The organism is Micromonospora sp. B11E3, from assembly GCF_039871625.1.
Lineage (GTDB): Bacteria > Actinomycetota > Actinomycetes > Mycobacteriales > Micromonosporaceae > Micromonospora.
This window is the reverse complement of record NZ_JBDPMC010000012.1, coordinates 1-16071: the sequence shown is the minus strand read 5'-3', so window position 1 is coordinate 16071 and position 16071 is coordinate 1. Positions and strand designations below refer to the sequence as shown.

The following is a 16071-nucleotide window of genomic DNA, read 5'->3' as shown; positions in this document are numbered from 1 at the left end:
CGGGGCGCCACTAGTTCGCCGTCCAGCCCCCGTCGAGGGCGATCGAGGCGCCGGTGATGAAGGAGGCCGGCGGGGAGCACAGGTAGGCGACCAGCTCCGCGACCTCCTCGGGCTCGATCAGCCGCTTGATCGCGGCCCGGGCCAGCATGATCTTCTCCACCACCTCGGACTCCGGGATGCCGTGGGTGGCCGCCTGGTCGGCGATCTGGCTCTCCACCAGCGCCGTGCGCACGTACGCCGGGTTGATGCAGTTGGCCGTCACCCCGTGCGCCGCGCCCTCCAGCGCCACCACCTTCGACAGCCCCTCCAGCGCGTGCTTCGCCGAGACGTACGCCGACTTGTACGCGGAGGCACGCAGCCCGTGCACCGAGGAGATGTTGACGATGCGGCCCCAGCCCCGGGCGTACATGTGCGGCAGGGCACGCCGGACGAGCAGGAACGGGGCCTCCACCATCACCCGGTGGATGTAGGCGAAGCGGTCGGCCGGGAAGTCCTGCACCGGCGCGACATGTTGCAGTCCGGCGTTGTTGACCACGATGTCCACGGCGGCGTCGAGCCGGTCGATCGCCGCCGCGTCGGCCAGGTCGACCCCCTCGGCCCGCCCGCCGGCCTCGGCCGCGACCTCCTTGGCCGCCTCGACGTTGCGGTCGACCACCAGCACGGACGCGCCGGCCGCGGCCAGCCGCAGGGCACAGGCCCGGCCGATGCCGCTGCCACCGCCGGTGACGAGGGCGGTGCGACCGGCCAGGTCGACCTGTACGACGTGGGGGACCGCCACTGGTTCTGCCGTCATGGCGCAAGAAGTTACGAGTTGTGTGGCCCACCGCACATGGGTCGGCGACACATACTCGACGGCCACCTTATGTGGCGCCTGCCGTCCCGGCCTCTGAAACGGAGATCCGGGGGTGAGCGCGATCCGGGTCGATGCGCGGGGAGGAACCGGCGTCCCTCCGGTGTGTCCCCGGCGGCGGGTGTCCGGGGGGACCAGTAGGGTGTCGAACACACGTACTGCCGGCGGTCGGGGAGGAGGCAACGTGCGCGTGCTCGGCGTCGACCCGGGGCTGACCCGGTGCGGGGTCGGCGTCGTCGAGGGCGTGCCGGGCCGGCCCTGCACCCTGGTCGCCTACTACGTCGTCCACACCGATCCGGAGGACGAGCTGCCCACGCGCCTGCTGCACCTGGACACCTCGCTCACCCGGCTCGTGGCCGAGCACCGCCCCGACAGCGTCGCCGTCGAGCGGGTCTTCAGCCAGCACAACGTGCGTACCGTCATGGGCACCGCCCAGGCCAGCGGCATCGCCGTGCTGGCCGGCGCCCGGGCCGGGCTGCCCGTGCAGACGTACACCCCGAGCGAGGTCAAGGCCGCCGTCACCGGCTCCGGCCAGGCGGACAAGGCGCAGATGACGGCCATGGTCACCCGGCTGCTGCGGCTGCCGGAGCCGCCGCGGCCGGCCGACGCCGCCGACGCCCTCGCCCTGGCCATCTGCCACATCTGGCGCGGCGGTACGCGCTCGAAGCTGGCCGCCGCGGCCGACCGGGCCCGACGAGGAGGATTTCGATGATCGCCAGTGTGCGCGGCACGGTCACCGCGACCGGTCCCGATCACGCGGTGGTGGAGGTCGGCGGGATCGGCCTGGCCGTGCAGTGCGCGCCCGCCACCCTCGCCGAGCTGCGGGTCGGCCAGCCGGCCCGGCTCGCGACCAGCCTCGTGGTCCGGGAGGACTCGCTCACCCTGTACGGCTTCGCCGACGACGACGCCAAGCAGCTGTTCGAGTTGCTCCAGACGGCCAGCGGGGTGGGCCCCCGGCTGGCCCAGGCCGTGCTCGCCGTGCACACCCCGGACGCGGTGCGCAAGGCGATCGCCAACGCCGACACCGCCGCGCTGACCCGGGTGCCGGGCATCGGCAAGAAGGGCGCGGAGCGCCTCGTCCTGGAGCTGCGTGACCGGATCGGACCGGTGCCGGTCGGGCCGGACGGCGCGGCCGGGGTCACCGCGGGTGCCTGGCCCGACCAGGTCCGCCAGGCCCTCGTCGGGCTCGGCTGGACGGCCGGCCAGGCCGACCAGGCCGTGGCCGCCGTCGCCGAGACGGTCGAGGGCACGCCCCCGCCCGTGCCGGTCCTGCTCAAGCAGGCCATCCGCCTCCTCGGCCGGACCCGATGACGGGGGAGGACGGCAATCTCGTCTCGGCGTACGTCAACGACGCCGAGCGGGACGCGGAGGCCAGCGTCCGGCCCAAGCGGCTGGAGGAGTTCATCGCCCAGCACCGGGTCCGCGACCAGCTCGAGCTGCTGCTCCAGGGCGCGATGCGGCGCGGCTCCCCGCCGGACCACATCCTCCTGTCCGGGCCGCCCGGGCTGGGAAAACCCGTTTCCGTTGACGCCCTGGTGCTGCTGGAGGACGGGTCGCGACGGAGGCTCGGTGACATCGCCGTAGGGGACCGGGTGATCACTCGGACCGGCGAAGGCGCCATGGTGACGGCGGTGCACGAGCAGGGCGAGCTTGACTCGGTCCAAATCCGAACCACGAGTGGGCGGGAAGTCGTCGCCGCTCCCGACCACCCGTTCTGGACGCCCGAAGGCTGGGTCAAGGCCGGCGACCTGACTGAGCGGGACTTCGTCGCCAACGTTCTGTGTCCGGGCCTTGTCGTCGACGGCACGCAGGAGGTCGACGAGTACAAGCTCGCCGGCTACCTCATCGGCGATGGGTGCACGACCAACCAGGTGACCTTCACCGGGGGGGACGAGGACGTGCTCGCCGATTTCCGGTCCACCTGTGACCGGCTCGGGCACGCCCACACCACCCGGCCCAACAGCGCCCGGAGTTCGCTGATCAGGATTTCCGGCCTCCGTCCCTGGCTGGACGAACACGGCCTGCTCGACAAGAACGCCTGGCAGAAACGGGTGCCGTCGTTCGTATTCCGCGGTGACAGCTGGCAGGTCTCGGCCTTCCTCGGCGCCTACTTCGCCTGTGACGGGACGGTGAGCCGCCGGGGGCGGGACCGCTACGACGTGGTGGTCGAGTTCTACAGCGTCTCGCACGGTCTGCTTGTCGATGTGCAGCACCTTCTCCTCCGGCTCGGGATTCAGTCGCGGCTGAAGCTCAAGCGGGGTCGCTATCAGGGTCGGCCACACGAGTCCTGGCGGCTCAGCATCACGAGCCAGGACGACGTAGCGAGGTTCGTCCAGCGGGTGACCGTGATCGGTGAGCGGGGCCGGCGACTTGCCGAGTGGGCGCCGCGCCGGGACCGGTTCGAGGAGCGGTTGGCGGCGGACAGGGTGGCGTCGGTCGAACCGGCTGGCCTGCACGAGTGCCGATGCCTGACGGTCGACGGGGACCACACGTTCACGGTCAACGACCTGGTCGTCCACAACACCACCCTGGCCAACATCGTGGCCGCCGAGCTGGGCTCGGGCATCCGGGTGACCAGCGGCCCGGCGATCGAGCGCTCCGGCGATCTGGCGGCCATCCTGACCAGCCTCGCCGAGGGTGACGTGCTGTTCATCGACGAGATCCACCGCATCGCCAAGCCGGCGGAGGAGCTGCTGTACAGCGCGATGGAGGACTTCCGGGTCGACGTGATCGTCGGCAAGGGTCCGGGCGCCACCGCGATCCCGCTGGACGTCGAGCCGTTCACCCTGGTCGGCGCGACCACCCGGTCCGGGCTGCTGACCGGGCCGATGCGCGACCGCTTCGGCTTCGTCGCGCATCTGGACTTCTACTCCCCGGCCGACCTGGAGACGCTGCTGCGCCGCTCGGCGCGCATCCTCGGGGTGCCGATCACCGACGACGGCGCCGCGGAGATCGCCGGCCGCTCCCGGGGCACCCCCCGGATCGCCAACCGGCTGCTGCGCCGGGTCCGCGACTTCGCCGAGGTCCGGGCCGACGGCGTGGTCACCGTGGAGACCGCCCGGGCGGCCCTGACCGTGTACGACGTGGACGCGCTCGGGCTGGACCGGCTCGACCGGGCGGTGCTCACGGCCCTGGTGGACTCGTTCCGGGGCGGGCCGGTGGGGCTGTCCACCCTGGCGGTGGCGGTGGGGGAGCAGCCGGACACGGTCGAGGAGGTGTGCGAGCCGTTCCTGGTGCGGGCCGGGCTGCTCGCGCGTACGCCCCGGGGGCGGGTGGCCACCGAGGCCGCCTGGCACCATCTGGGGCGTACGCCACCGAATGGTACATTTGGCGCAGGCGCCCCTCACGTGCCCGATCTGTTCTCCGCCGCGCCCGAGGCCGCCGCAGATCAGCCGTGACCCGAACGTGATCTGTGCCGCATTCGGCGTTCCCAGGTGCAGGGACTAGACTCGCCGCGGTCTGTACAGGACGTGAGAATCCGCCTCCGCTCCGGCGCCATTCGTGCCGGGCCGAAGGCCAGTGGGAAGGTCAGTAACCGTGCTCTACGCAGCAGCGGGCGGCGGGGGAGGCGGCAGCCTCATGCCGCTCCTCATGATCGCCCTGCTCTTCGGCGTCATGTACTTCATGATGATCCGCCCCCAGCAGCGGCGCCGCCGCGAGGCGGCGCAGATGCAGTCCGCCCTCGCCCCCGGCGACGAGGTGGTCACCATCGGCGGCCTCTACGGCACGGTCACCGGCGTCGACGACGAAACCGTCCTGCTCGAGGTCGCTCCCGGCGTGCAGACCCGGTACGCCCGCCCGGCCATCGCCCGGGTGGTCAGCCAGGCCGAGCGGGTCGAGTCGACCGAGCCGGCCGCCGCGGAAGAGGCCGAGACCGTCAAGGAGTGACCGTCGTTGCCCGAACGGGGCAGCGGAGGCGCCGCTAAAACTGGATAGTTGGGTCGACACCCGACGCCGGCGCGCGACGACCGCCGGTCGGCGCTCCCGCGCCGACCGGGGCAGCCGTGTCGGCGTCGGAGTGCCGGCCAGCACAGACACATGGCCGGGATCCCCGGCCCCACAACCGTCGCCGCCGCGCCCGCGGCGCGACCGTACAGGGAGACAGGACAGCCGTGGCACCACCTCAGGGACAGATGCGGCCCGGGCGGCAGCTCGCCGTGCTCGGGCTCATCTTCGTCGTCCTCTATCTTTTGGTCTTCTTCGCGGGCGGCGCCAAGGGTGGCTGGAAGGACCGGCTCGAGCCGCGGCTCGGCCTGGACCTGATCGGCGGCACCCGGCTGACGCTGGAGGCGACGAACAGCATCGACGGCCGGCCCCCGACGAGGGAGAACCTGGAGGAGGCCCGCCAGATCATCGAGAACCGGGTCAACGCCTTCGGCGTGGCCGAGGCCGAGGTGGTCACCGAGGGCAACCGCAACATCGTCATCTCCCTGCCCGGCGAGAACCGGGACCTCCAGGACGTCGGCAGCGCGGCCGAGCTGCGCTTCCGCAAGGTGCTCAAGGCCGCCGACGGCAGCGGCCAGGTGACCCCGCCGGCCGCCACGCCCACGCCGGCCCCGTCCGGCAGCGCGTCCCCCGCCCCGTCGGGCAGCGCCACCCCGAAGCCGTCGGGCAGCGCCGCGCCCTCGGCGAAGGCGACCGCGTCGCCGAGCGCCGGCGGCCAGGGCGGCATGGCTCCCGCCCCGAGCTCGACCCCGTCGGCGTCCGCCCCGGCCTCGCCGAGCGCCGCCGCGCCGTCGCCCAGCGCCAGCGCGGCTCCGCTGCCGCAGGGCGTCGAGGAGCAGCGCAAGGCTGTCGAGCAGAAGGTCGGCGCGGCCGCGTGGCAGACGGCCAGCGCGCTGCAGGGCCCGGCCGACCTGACCACCGACCCGTCGCTGGCGGAGAAGCTCAAGCCGTTCGGCGCGCTCACCCCGCGCGAGGTCGCGGTGCTGTCGCCGGAGATGCAGTTCAACGTCCCCACCATCGGCTGCGAGCAGCTCGACAAGCGGCCGGCGGCGTCGATCAAGGACGAGAACCAGAAGGCGGTCGCCTGCGAGGACGGCGCCAGCAAGTACCTGCTCGACGTCGCCAAGGTGCTCGGCACCGACGTGGACGACGCCAACGCGGTGATCGACCAGACCAGCTCCTGGGTGGTCAGCCTGAACTTCACGGGCGACGGCCAGAAGAAGTGGACCGAGCTGACCCGCGAGGCGTTCAACAACACCGGCCAGGCCTGCGACCAGACCGCGCTGGGCCAGGACGGCAAGTGCCGCGTGGCCGTCGTGCTCGACAACAAGGTGGTCTCCTCGCCGGAGATCCAGGGCGTGCTGACCGGCGACTCGCAGATCACCGGCAACTTCGACAACAAGACGGCCAACACCCTGGCGGGCCAGCTGCGCTACGGCGCGCTGCCGGTCACGTTCGAGCCGCAGGAGTCGCAGAACGTCACCGCCACCCTCGGCGCGAGCCACCTGCGGGCCGGCCTGCTCGCCGCCGGCATCGGCATGCTGCTGGTCATCATCTACTCGTTCTTCTACTACCGCCTGCTCGGCTCGGTGATCTTCCTGAGCCTGGTGCTGTCGGCGCTGCTGGTCTTCGGCGCGCTCGTGGTGCTCGGCCGGCAGATCGGCTTCACCCTCACCCTCGCCGGCATCGCCGGCATGATCGTCTCACTCGGTGTGGCGGCGGACTCGTTCGTCATCTACTTCGAGCGGCTCAAGGACGAGATCCGCGAGGGCCGCAGTCCGCGTAGCGCGGTGCCGCGCGCCTGGATCCGGGCCCGCCGCACGATCATCTCGGCGAACGCGATCACGATCATGTCGGCGGTGGTGCTCTACGTCGTCTCGGTCGGCGCGGTGAAGGGCTTCGCCTTCGCCCTCGGCCTCGCCACGGTTCTCGACCTGGTCGTGGTCTTCCTCTTCCGTCACCCGATCATGACGATGTTCGCCCGGACCCGGGCGTTCCTGTCCCCGCGGGTCAGCGGTCTCGGCCGGATCCTCCCGCCCGCGCGGACCGAGCAGGCCACCCGCACCTCGCGCGTCAAGGAGGCCTGAGATGGCTGCTGCTAAGAGTGGGCTGGCGAGCCGGCTCTACCGGGGTGAGGCGGGCCTCGACGTCGTGGGCCGGCGCAAGCTGTGGTTCAGCGTCGCCGGCGCGCTGATCCTGATCGCCGTGTTCAGCTTCGCCCTGCGCGGGTTCAGCCTGGGCATCGAGTTCGCCGGCGGAAACTCGTTCCAGGTGCCGGCCAGCGTCGGCACCATGGAGCAGACCGAGCTGAAGGTCGGCGACGCGCTGGCCAAGGCCGGCGGCGGCGCCAAGGTGGTCACCGCGCAGCGGGTCGGCGGCACGGGTGGTGACTCGTACGAGCTGCGGACCTCGCAGCTCAGCGCCGAGCAGGCCAACGCGGTGAAGGCCGAGATCGCCCGCGAGTTCGGGATCGACCAGGCTCAGATCAGCGGCAACCAGGTGAGCGAGGCGTGGGGCAGCCAGGTCACCTCCCGGGCGCTGCTCGGTCTGGTGATCTTCATCGCGCTGGTGATGGTCTACCTGGTCCTGCGGTTCGAGTGGCGGATGGCCGTGGCCGCGGTCTCCTCGCTGTTCATGAACCTGATCCTGACCGCCGGCATCTACTCGCTGGTCGGTTTCGAGGTCACCCCGTCGACGATCATCGGCTTCCTCACGATCCTGGGCTTCGCGCTCTACGACGTGGTGGTCGTCTTCGACAAGGTCCAGGAGAACACCCGGGGCATCACCGCGAACAACAACCAGACGTACGGCGACGCGGCCAACCTGGCGATCAACCAGAGCCTGATGCGGTCGCTGAACACGTCGGTGGTCGCGCTGCTCCCGGTCGGCGGCCTGCTCTTCATCGGCGCCGGCCTGCTGGGCGCGGGCACCCTGAAGGACCTCGGCCTGGTGCTCTTCGTCGGTATGGCCGTCGCGTTCCTGACGTCCATCCTGTTGGCCACCCCGCTGCTGGTGCTCCTGAAGAACTACGAACCGCGGATCCAGGCGCACAACAAGCGGGTGCTGGCCCGCAAGGCCGCCCTGGCCTCGGGCGAGGCCACCGGGAGGGCCGGCTCGCGGGCCGAGGCCGCCGACGCGCCGATCGACCCGGAGGCGGCGGCCCTGGCCGGGGCCGCGCCGAAGGTGGGCGCCCGGCCGGCCGGCAAGCGCCAGAGCGGCGCGCGGGGCGGTCGCCCCGCAGGTGGCGGCGGCAACCGTCCGGGCGGCGCCAAGCGGCGCTGACCGGAGCGGGCACCCGGTAGCAAACGGTGCGACGGCGTCCTTCATGCTGTGCGAGCGGCGTGGAGGACGCCGTCGTCGTTGGAAGGGAGACGGGACCGCCGTGACGGAGACGCACAGCACCGCAGTACGGGGAGACAGCGGCCCGCAGGTCGCCGAACTGGTCGCCAGCCGGGTGCTGGACGTGCCGGACTTCCCCAAGCCCGGCGTCATGTTCAAGGACCTGATGCCGCTCTTCGCCGACGGTGACGTGTTCCGTGAGGTGATCGACGGGATCGTGGCGTACCACGGGCGGGACTCGTTCGACGCGGTCGTCGGCATCGAGGCCCGGGGCTTCGTGATCGCGGCGGCCGTCGCGTACGCCGTCGGGGTCGGCGTGGTCCCCGTGCGCAAGGCCGGCAAGCTGCCCCGCCCCGCGTACTCCGCCTCCTACGCCCTGGAGTACGGCGAGGCGACGCTCGAGGTGCACCAGGACGCCTTCACCGCCGGTCACCGGGTGCTGGTGGTCGACGACGTGCTGGCCACCGGCGGCACCGCCGAGGCGACGCTCGACCTGGTGGAGCGGGCCGGCGGCACGGTCGCCGGCTTCACCGTGCTGCTGGAACTGGGTTTCCTCAAGGGGCGGGAGCGGTTGGCCCCGCGGCCGGTACACGCGCTGCTCAGCGTCTGAGCGTCCGCCCTGCCGTGCCGCCCGGTGCCGGTCGCTGCTCCTCGCTCATCGTGCGTGTTGCGGCTGGGGGGTGGGGCCCGCCGTGACCGGCTCCGGGCGGGGAGGCTTCATCCCTGCGCCGGTCACGGCGGGCCCCACCCTCGTCGTGCGCCAGCGCTGACCGGATGTGCGGGGTCGCGCGTCGGGCACATCCGGGGTACGCGTTCGGTTGCACGGATCCTGCGAGCGTCCCTTGCGGGGTCGTGTCTGGTCCGTGCCTCGGTGACCGATTGGCTGCGAACGGCCGTCGGAAGGACCCCGACCGGTCCGTCCGGCGGAGCGGCGGGGCACCATGCGTGCGGGTAGCATTGCCCTTTGCTGACCCGGTCGGGTGACCGTCCGGGTGGCGGAAGACCAGGCCGGCCGAGACGGCCGGCGTACCCGGCGAGCGGTGAGGAGGCCGGTGTCCCACGATGTCGTCCCTCCGGTGGAGGGCACGGTGCACCCGACAGGCGACGCTGACGGTTCGGTGACCGACCGGGGCGCTGACGCCCGGGGTGCGGCCCCGGGGAACGGCGCGGGGCCCGCCCACGCCGACGGCGGCACGCCGGGCGTCGGTGTCGTGGCGCCGTTCCCGTCCGAGGCCGCAGCGAACGAGCCGATGCCGAGCGCGGGCTTCGCCCTCTCCACCGCGCCGACGGGGCGGCGGGTGCGCGCCCGCCTGGCCCGGTTCAACGCGCCCTGGCAGACCTCCCAGGTCAGCGAGGTGCTGGAGCCGCTGATCTCCAGCCACCGGGAGAACCACCCCAAGGCGGACGCGCGGCTGCTCCAGCGGGCGTTCGACACCGCGGCCCGCTGGCACTCCGGCCAGTACCGCAAGTCCGGCGACCCGTACATCACGCACCCGCTCGCGGTGGCCACCATCCTGGCCAACCTGGGGATGGACACGACCACCCTGGTCGCCGCGCTGCTACACGACACGATCGAGGACACCGAGTACACCCTCGACCAGATGCGGGCGGACTTCGGCGGCGAGGTGGCGCTGCTCGTCGACGGGGTGACCAAGCTCGACAAGGTCAAGCTCGGCGACGCGGCCAAGGCGGAGACGATCCGCAAGATGGTCGTGGCGATGGCCAAGGACCCGCGCGTCCTGGTGATCAAGCTGGCCGACCGGCTGCACAACATGCGTACGCTGACCTTCCTGCCCCGCCCGAAGCAGGAGCAGAAGGCGAAGGAGACGCTGGAGATCCTCGCCCCGCTGGCGCACCGGCTGGGCATGAACACGATCAAGTGGGAGCTGGAGGACCTGGCCTTCGGGACGCTGTTCCCGAAGCGGTACGAGGAGATCAACCGCCTGATCGGGGAGCACCAGCCGCAGCGGGAGGCGCTGCTGCGTCAGGTCACCCAGAAGGTGGGCACCGACCTCAGGGCCGCGAAGATCAAGGCGGAGGTCACCGGCCGGCCGAAGCACCTGTACTCGATCTACCAGAAGATGATCGTGCGGGGCCGGGACTTCAACGACATCTACGACCTGGTCGGGGTGCGGATCCTGGTCGACACGGTGCGGGACTGCTACGCGGCGCTGGGCGTGATCCACGCGAACTGGCAGCCGGTGCCGGGCCGGTTCAAGGACTACATCGCGATGCCCAAGTTCAACATGTACCAGTCGTTGCACACGACGGTCATCGGGCCCACCGGCAAGCCGGTGGAGATGCAGATCCGCACGTACGCGATGCACCGCACCGCCGAGTTCGGCATCGCGGCGCACTGGAAGTACAAGGAGCACAAGGGCACCCAGATCGTCGGCCCACCGGCGCACATCGACGAGATGACCTGGCTGCGGCAGTTGCTGGACTGGCAGCGGGAGGCGGCCGACCCGAGCGAGTTCCTCGACGCGCTGCGGTTCGACCTGTCCAGCCAGGAGGTGTACGTCTTCACGCCGAAGGGCGACGTCATCCCGCTGCCGACAGGGTCGACGCCGGTGGACTTCGCGTACGCGGTGCACACCGAGGTCGGGCACAAGTGCATCGGGGCGCGGGTCAACGGCAAGCTGGTGCCCCTCGAATCGACGCTGTCCAACGGCGACGTGATCGAGATCTTCACGTCGAAGTCCGACACGGCGGGGCCGACGCAGGACTGGCTGGGCTTCGTCAAGAGCCCGCGGGCGCGCACGAAGATCCGCCAGTACTTCAACAAGGAGCGGCGCGAGGAGGCGATCGAGGCCGGCAAGGACGCGATCGTCAAGGCGATGCGCAAGCAGGGCATGCCGTTGCAGCGGATGCTCACCCCGGACGCGCTGATGGCGATCGCCCGGGACCTGCACCTGGCCGACGTGGCGTCGCTGTACGCGGCGGTCGGCGACAGCCAGGTCTCGGCGCAGTCGGTGGTGCAGAAGCTGATGGCCTCGTACGGCGGCGAGGAGGGCGCGGCGGAGGACATCGCCGAGACCGCCGTCGCCACCCGGCCGCCGCGCAGCCGTGCCAGCAGCCACGACCCGGGCGTGGTGGTGCGCGGGGTCAGCGACGTCTGGATCAAGCTGGCCCGGTGCTGCACCCCGGTCCCGCCCGACGCTGTGTTCGGCTTCGTCACCCGCTCCGGCGGGGTGAGCGTGCACCGCGATGACTGCGCCAACGCCGAGGATCTCAAGGCGCAGAGCGAGCGGGTGGTCGAGGTGAGCTGGAAGCTCACCTCCGCCTCCACGTTCCTGGTGGCGATCCAGGTCGAGGCCCTCGACCGGCACAAGCTGCTGGCCGACGTGACCCGGGTGCTCTCCGACGAGCGCGTCAACATCCTCTCCGCGACGGTCACCACCACCCGGGACCGGGTGGCGGTGAGCCGGTTCAGCTTCGAGATGGCCGACCCGAAGCACCTGGGCCACCTGCTGGCCGCGGTGCGCAAGGTCGACGGCGTCTTCGACGCGTACCGGGTCACTTCGGGGGCCTGACGGCCGCCACATCGGCGACATGGCGGTGTCCCGGCACGCCGGACACCGCAACATCGCCGACATGGCGCTGTCCTGCCACGCCGGATACCGCGCCATGTCGGCGGAACGGGCCGAACCTGCCCGGACGCGAAGGCGCCCGCCGGCCTAGGGCCGGCGGGCGCCTTCGCGCGGGGCGGGCGTCAGCCCTGCGGCTCGCTCATCGTCAGCTTGTTGATGACGATCTCCTTCTTGGGGTGACCGCCGCCGGCCTGCTGGGCGTACGCCTTGTCGTCGCCGGCCTTGGCGACGTCCTTGACGATGTCCATCCCGCCGGTGATCGTCCCCAGGACGGTGTAGTCCGGGTTAAGCGGCGAGTCGCCGAAGACGATGAAGAACTGGCTGCCCGTGCTGCCCGGCTGCTGCGACTTGGCCATCGCGATGACCCCCTCGGGGTACGGGGGGCGCTTGTCGGTGGGCAGGTTCTCCTCGGCCATCCTGTAGCTGGGCCCGCCGGTGCCGTCGGTCTCCCGCCAGCCCTTGCCCGTCGCGCTCGGGTCACCGCACTGGAGCACCTTGATGCCCTCGGTCACCAGGCGGTGGCACTTGCTGTTGTCGAAGAAGTTCTTGCTGGCCAGGTGGGTGAAGCTGCCGGCGGTGCACGGCACGAGGGACCGGTCGACCTTGGCGGTGATGGCGCCCAGGTTGGTCTCCATCGTCAGGGTCTGGATCCCGCTGTTCGCCTGCTGCGCCTGCGGCAGCCCGACGTCCTTGATCTCCTTGGTGCGCTGGTCCTTCGGGATCTCGGTCCAGGCGCACTGCACGAAGCCGGCCGCGGCGGTGTCCTGCTTCTTGTCGTCGTCGCCGATGCTGGTGGCCAGCCACACGGTGCCGGCGACCACGAGCAGCAGGGCCGCCGCGGCCCCGACGATGGCCTGCGTCTGCCGGCGCCTGCGGGCGCTGGCCGCCCGCTCGGCCATCTCCCGCTCGAGCCGGGCGCGCGCCGCCGCGCGCTGCCGCTCTCTCGTCGACGTCACGGTCAATCCTCCTGGACTGTCTCGGGCGCGGCCGGATGCCGCAGGTGTGGATCTCGGGTGGAGCCGGTCAGCCCGCGCTGGGGCTGGCCGGCGGCGCGCCGGACGCCGGCGTGGTCGCCGCGGCCGTCGTCGGCTCACCGACGGTGAGGCTCTGGATCACCACGTCGGTCTTCGGCTTGACCTTGGCTCCACTCCCATTGTCCACGGTCGGCAGGGCGCCGATCTTCGTGATCACGTCGAGCCCGCCGGTGACCTTGCCGATCACCGGGTAGGCCGGCTTGGCGGGGCTGTAGTCCTTGAAGAAGACGAGGAACTGGCTGCCGTTGGCGCCCGGCGGGTTCGCCATCATCGCGACCGTGCCCTTCGGGTACGCCGGGGGCTGGTCGGGGGCGGGGCTGGCCGACGGGCTCGCCTCGGGCTGCACGGGGACGTTCTCGTCGTAGAACGAGTAGGTCGGCCCGCCCAGGCCGGTGCCGCTGGGGTCGCCGCAGCGCAGCGCGCCCTCGGCGGTGATCTCGTGGCACTTGGTGTTGTCGAAGAACGAACGGCTGGCCAGGTGGGCCATGCTCGCGCCGGCGCAGGGGGCCGAGGCGAGGTCGAGCTCGACCGTGACCGGGCCGCCCTGGTTGGTGGTGATGGTCATCGGCCGGGTGCCGGCGGTCGGCAGGCCCTTGGTGGCGGGCGTGCCGGCGTCCTTGAGGCTGGTGTTCGCGGTGGCGTCCTGCGGGGTCCAGAGGCAGACGTCCTCGGCGGCCGTGTTCTCCTTCGGGTCCTCGTCGAACGCGCCCAGCGCCCACGCCGAGCCGACCACGACCAGCGCGAGCACCACGGCCGCGCCGACGCCGGCCTGGATCCGCCGACGCCGCCTGGCCCGGGCGGCCCGTCGGGCCAGCTGCCGGTCGAGCTTGGCGCGCGCCAGTTTGCGCTGCCGGTCCCTGCTGGAAGCCACCCGTGCTCCCCTTCCTCTACCCTGATGGTCACCGGCGCCAGGCCTCTCGCCCCGTCGGGCGGCTCGTGCGCCACGCCACACGCCCGCCAGAGTGTACGGCCACCGACTGGGAAAGTGGTGTACGAGGTCCGGCCTGGGCCGTATCGGAGTTGTTCACTGCGCCCGGCGCGACGGACGGGACGGGTGGGCCGGCGAAACCGGCTCGCCCGTGCGACTAGGCTGCCAGGAAAGGACGACGGAGCTCGACGGAAGGGGAGCGACGTGCTCGTGGCCGGCTTTCCCGCGGACGCCTTCGGCACCAACTGCTACGTGGTGGCGACCGCGCCGGGGGAGCAGTGCGTGGTGGTCGACCCCGGTATCGGGGTGATCGACCAGCTCGACGCCGTGCTCGCCGAACACCGCCTGCACCCGGCCGCCGTACTGCTCACCCACGGTCACCTGGACCACACCTTCTCCGTCGCGCCGGTCTGCGGCGCCCGGGGCATCACCGCGTACGTGCACCCCGACGACCGCGAGCTGCTGGCCGACCCGGCCAAGGCGCTCTCGATGGACCTCACCCAGCTCTTCGGCGGCCGGCTGCCGTACGCCGAGCCGGAGGACGTGGCCGAGCTCACCGACGGGGCGACCCTCGCCCTGGCCGGCCTGGAGATCACCGTCGACCACGCCCCGGGCCATACCGGCGGGTCGGTGCTGTTCCGGATGCCCGGCGCCGGCTCGCCCTGGGAGGCCGAGCAGATCTGCCTCTCCGGCGACGTCCTCTTCGCCGGCTCGATCGGCCGCACCGACCTGCCGGGCGGCAGCATGCCCCGGATGCTCGCCAGCCTGCGGGACAAGGTCCTCCCGCTGGCCGACGACACCGTGGTGCTGCCCGGCCACGGCCCCGCGACCACCATCGGCCGCGAGCGCGCGACGAACCCGTACCTCGTCGAGGTGGCGGGGGCGGCCACCGCGCGCCCGGCCGCGCCCACCCGCGGCCTGTAGCCGCCGCGGCCGAGATCTCCCCGCGCGGCCCGCGCGGGATCCAAGGAGTACGCGATGAGCAAGCCCACGCCCATCTCCGGCTTCCCGGAGTGGACGCCGCCGCAGCGGATGATCGAGCAGTTCGTCCTCGACCGGATCCGCGCCACGTTCGAGCTGTACGGCTTCGCCCCCCTCGAGACCCGCGCGGTGGAGCCGCTGGACCAGCTGCTGCGCAAGGGGGAGACCGCCAAGGAGGTCTACGTGCTGCGCCGGTTGCAGGCCGACGCCGACGGCCCGGCCGGCGACGACGCGCTCGGCCTGCACTTCGACCTGACCGTGCCGTTCGCCCGGTACGTGCTGGAGAACGCCGGCAAGCTCCAGTTCCCGTTCCGCCGCTACCAGATCCAGAAGGTGTGGCGCGGTGAGCGCCCGCAGGAGGGCCGGTACCGGGAGTTCCTCCAGGCCGACATCGACATCGTCGACCGGGACACCCTGCCGGCGCACTACGAGGCGGAGATGCCGCTGGTCATCGGCGACGCGCTGCGGTCACTGCCGATCCCGCCGGTGACGATCCAGGTCAACAACCGCAAGATCTGCGAGGGCTTCTACCGGGGCATCGGGCTGACCGACCCGGAGGCCGCCCTGCGCGCGGTCGACAAGCTCGACAAGATCGGCCCGGAGAAGGTGGCCGACCTGCTCGCCGAGACGGCCGGGGCGAGCGAGGCGCAGGCCAAGGCGTGCCTGGCGCTGGCCGAGATCTCCGCCCCGGACGCGTCCTTCGCCGACGCGGTGCGCGCCCTCGGGGTGCGCGAGCCGCTGCTGGAGGAGGGGATCGAGGAGCTGGTCACGGTGGTGGAGACCGCCGCCGCGCACTCCCCGGGCCTGTGCCGGGCCGACCTGCGGATCGCCCGCGGCCTGGACTACTACACCGGCACCGTCTACGAGACCCAGATGGCCGGGTACGAGCGGTTCGGCTCGGTCTGCTCCGGCGGCCGGTACGACAACCTGGCCAGCTCCGGCGCCACCCGCTTTCCCGGGGTGGGCATCTCGATCGGGGTGACTCGCCTGCTCGGCCTGCTCTTCGGCGCCGGCGCCCTGTCGGTCTCCCGCAGCGTGCCGACCTGCGTGCTGGTCGCCGTCACCAGCGAGGAGCAGCGGCCGGCGAGCAACCGGATCGCCGACGCGCTGCGCTCCCGGGGCGTCCCGACCGAGGTGTCGCCGAGCGCCGCGAAGTTCGGCAAGCAGATCCGGTACGCCGAGCGGCGGGGGATCCCGTACGTCTGGTTCCCGGGCGCCGACGGCGCGGCGGACGAGGTGAAGGACATCCGCTCCGGCGAGCAACTGCCCGCCTCCCCGGGCGACGGACCCGAGGACAACCCGCCCGGACCTGGTGGAACCGGTCGAGTGAACTGAAGTATTCACATCCTTAAGATCGTCGGCAAGTCCCAGTTCCACCCCCGCCCGACCCAGATTCCGACCGTC

General features: G+C 72.0%; 13 protein-coding genes and 2 pseudogenes. 12 read left to right on the top strand and 3 right to left on the bottom strand.

Annotated elements, in window-relative coordinates:
• Window positions 1-10: 10 nt before the first annotated feature.
• Complete coding sequence (locus ABGB16_RS09125) at window positions 11-793, bottom strand: 3-hydroxybutyrate dehydrogenase (protein ID WP_347667540.1); 783 nt, start codon at window positions 791-793, stop codon at window positions 11-13.
• 241 nt (window positions 794-1034) lie between these two features.
• On the opposite strand from ABGB16_RS09125, the gene ruvC reads away from it, so the two are divergent.
• The 10 genes and pseudogenes from ruvC to ABGB16_RS09075 all read left to right on the top strand — a co-directional run bounded on the left by ruvC (window position 1035) and on the right by ABGB16_RS09075 (window position 11667).
• Entirely contained in the window at window positions 1035-1562 is a 528-nt protein-coding gene (gene ruvC / locus ABGB16_RS09120; protein WP_347667539.1) for a crossover junction endodeoxyribonuclease RuvC, read from the top strand.
• Window positions 1559-2161: a Holliday junction branch migration protein RuvA gene (gene ruvA / locus ABGB16_RS09115; RefSeq protein ID WP_347667538.1), complete on the top strand. Its 603-nt coding sequence runs from the start codon at window positions 1559-1561 to the stop codon at window positions 2159-2161. Before ruvC ends, ruvA begins: the two co-directional genes overlap by 4 nt.
• Window positions 2158-2475, top strand: a pseudogene (locus ABGB16_RS09110) (Holliday junction branch migration DNA helicase RuvB); the annotation flags it as partial. The gene ruvA and the pseudogene ABGB16_RS09110, both read left to right, overlap by 4 nt.
• A pseudogene (locus tag ABGB16_RS09105) lies at window positions 2470-3180 on the top strand (LAGLIDADG family homing endonuclease); the annotation flags it as partial. The pseudogenes ABGB16_RS09110 and ABGB16_RS09105, both read left to right, overlap by 6 nt.
• A gap of 9 nt (window positions 3181-3189) precedes the next feature.
• Window positions 3190-4248 (top strand): Holliday junction branch migration DNA helicase RuvB, encoded by a 1059-nt coding sequence (gene ruvB / locus ABGB16_RS09100; protein WP_347667627.1) that lies wholly within the window; start codon window positions 3190-3192, stop codon window positions 4246-4248.
• 139 nt (window positions 4249-4387) lie between these two features.
• Complete coding sequence (gene yajC, locus ABGB16_RS09095; RefSeq protein WP_347667537.1) at window positions 4388-4738, top strand: preprotein translocase subunit YajC; 351 nt, start codon at window positions 4388-4390, stop codon at window positions 4736-4738.
• 224 nt (window positions 4739-4962) lie between these two features.
• A complete protein-coding gene (gene secD / locus ABGB16_RS09090) occupies window positions 4963-6882 on the top strand; it encodes a protein translocase subunit SecD (RefSeq protein ID WP_347667536.1) in 1920 nt (639 codons plus the stop codon).
• Window position 6883: 1 nt separating this feature from the next.
• Window positions 6884-8077, top strand: coding sequence for a protein translocase subunit SecF (gene secF / locus ABGB16_RS09085; protein WP_347667535.1), 1194 nt, complete (start codon window positions 6884-6886; stop codon window positions 8075-8077).
• A 100-nt stretch (window positions 8078-8177) separates the two neighbouring features.
• Window positions 8178-8744: an adenine phosphoribosyltransferase gene (locus tag ABGB16_RS09080; RefSeq protein WP_347667534.1), complete on the top strand. Its 567-nt coding sequence runs from the start codon at window positions 8178-8180 to the stop codon at window positions 8742-8744.
• A 466-nt stretch (window positions 8745-9210) separates the two neighbouring features.
• Window positions 9211-11667 (top strand): bifunctional (p)ppGpp synthetase/guanosine-3',5'-bis(diphosphate) 3'-pyrophosphohydrolase, encoded by a 2457-nt coding sequence (locus tag ABGB16_RS09075; protein WP_347667626.1) that lies wholly within the window; start codon window positions 9211-9213, stop codon window positions 11665-11667.
• Window positions 11668-11846: 179 nt separating this feature from the next.
• Here the strand turns inward: ABGB16_RS09075 and ABGB16_RS09070 are convergent, their stop codons facing one another.
• Complete coding sequence (locus ABGB16_RS09070; protein WP_347667533.1) at window positions 11847-12680, bottom strand: peptidylprolyl isomerase; 834 nt, start codon at window positions 12678-12680, stop codon at window positions 11847-11849.
• A gap of 67 nt (window positions 12681-12747) precedes the next feature.
• Window positions 12748-13629 carry a peptidylprolyl isomerase gene (locus ABGB16_RS09065; RefSeq protein ID WP_347667532.1) on the bottom strand — a complete coding sequence of 294 codons (882 nt, stop codon included), beginning with the start codon at window positions 13627-13629 and terminating at the stop codon, window positions 12748-12750.
• Window positions 13630-13890: 261 nt separating this feature from the next.
• Here ABGB16_RS09065 and ABGB16_RS09060 point away from each other — a divergent pair, with 261 nt between their 5' ends.
• Together ABGB16_RS09060 and hisS are read left to right on the top strand one after the other, a co-directional pair.
• On the top strand, window positions 13891-14610 hold the full coding sequence (locus ABGB16_RS09060) for an MBL fold metallo-hydrolase (RefSeq protein WP_347667531.1): 720 nt from the start codon (window positions 13891-13893) through the stop codon (window positions 14608-14610).
• Between the two features lie 54 nt (window positions 14611-14664).
• Window positions 14665-16002: a histidine--tRNA ligase gene (gene hisS / locus ABGB16_RS09055; protein WP_347667530.1), complete on the top strand. Its 1338-nt coding sequence runs from the start codon at window positions 14665-14667 to the stop codon at window positions 16000-16002.
• Window positions 16003-16071: the final 69 nt, after the last annotated feature.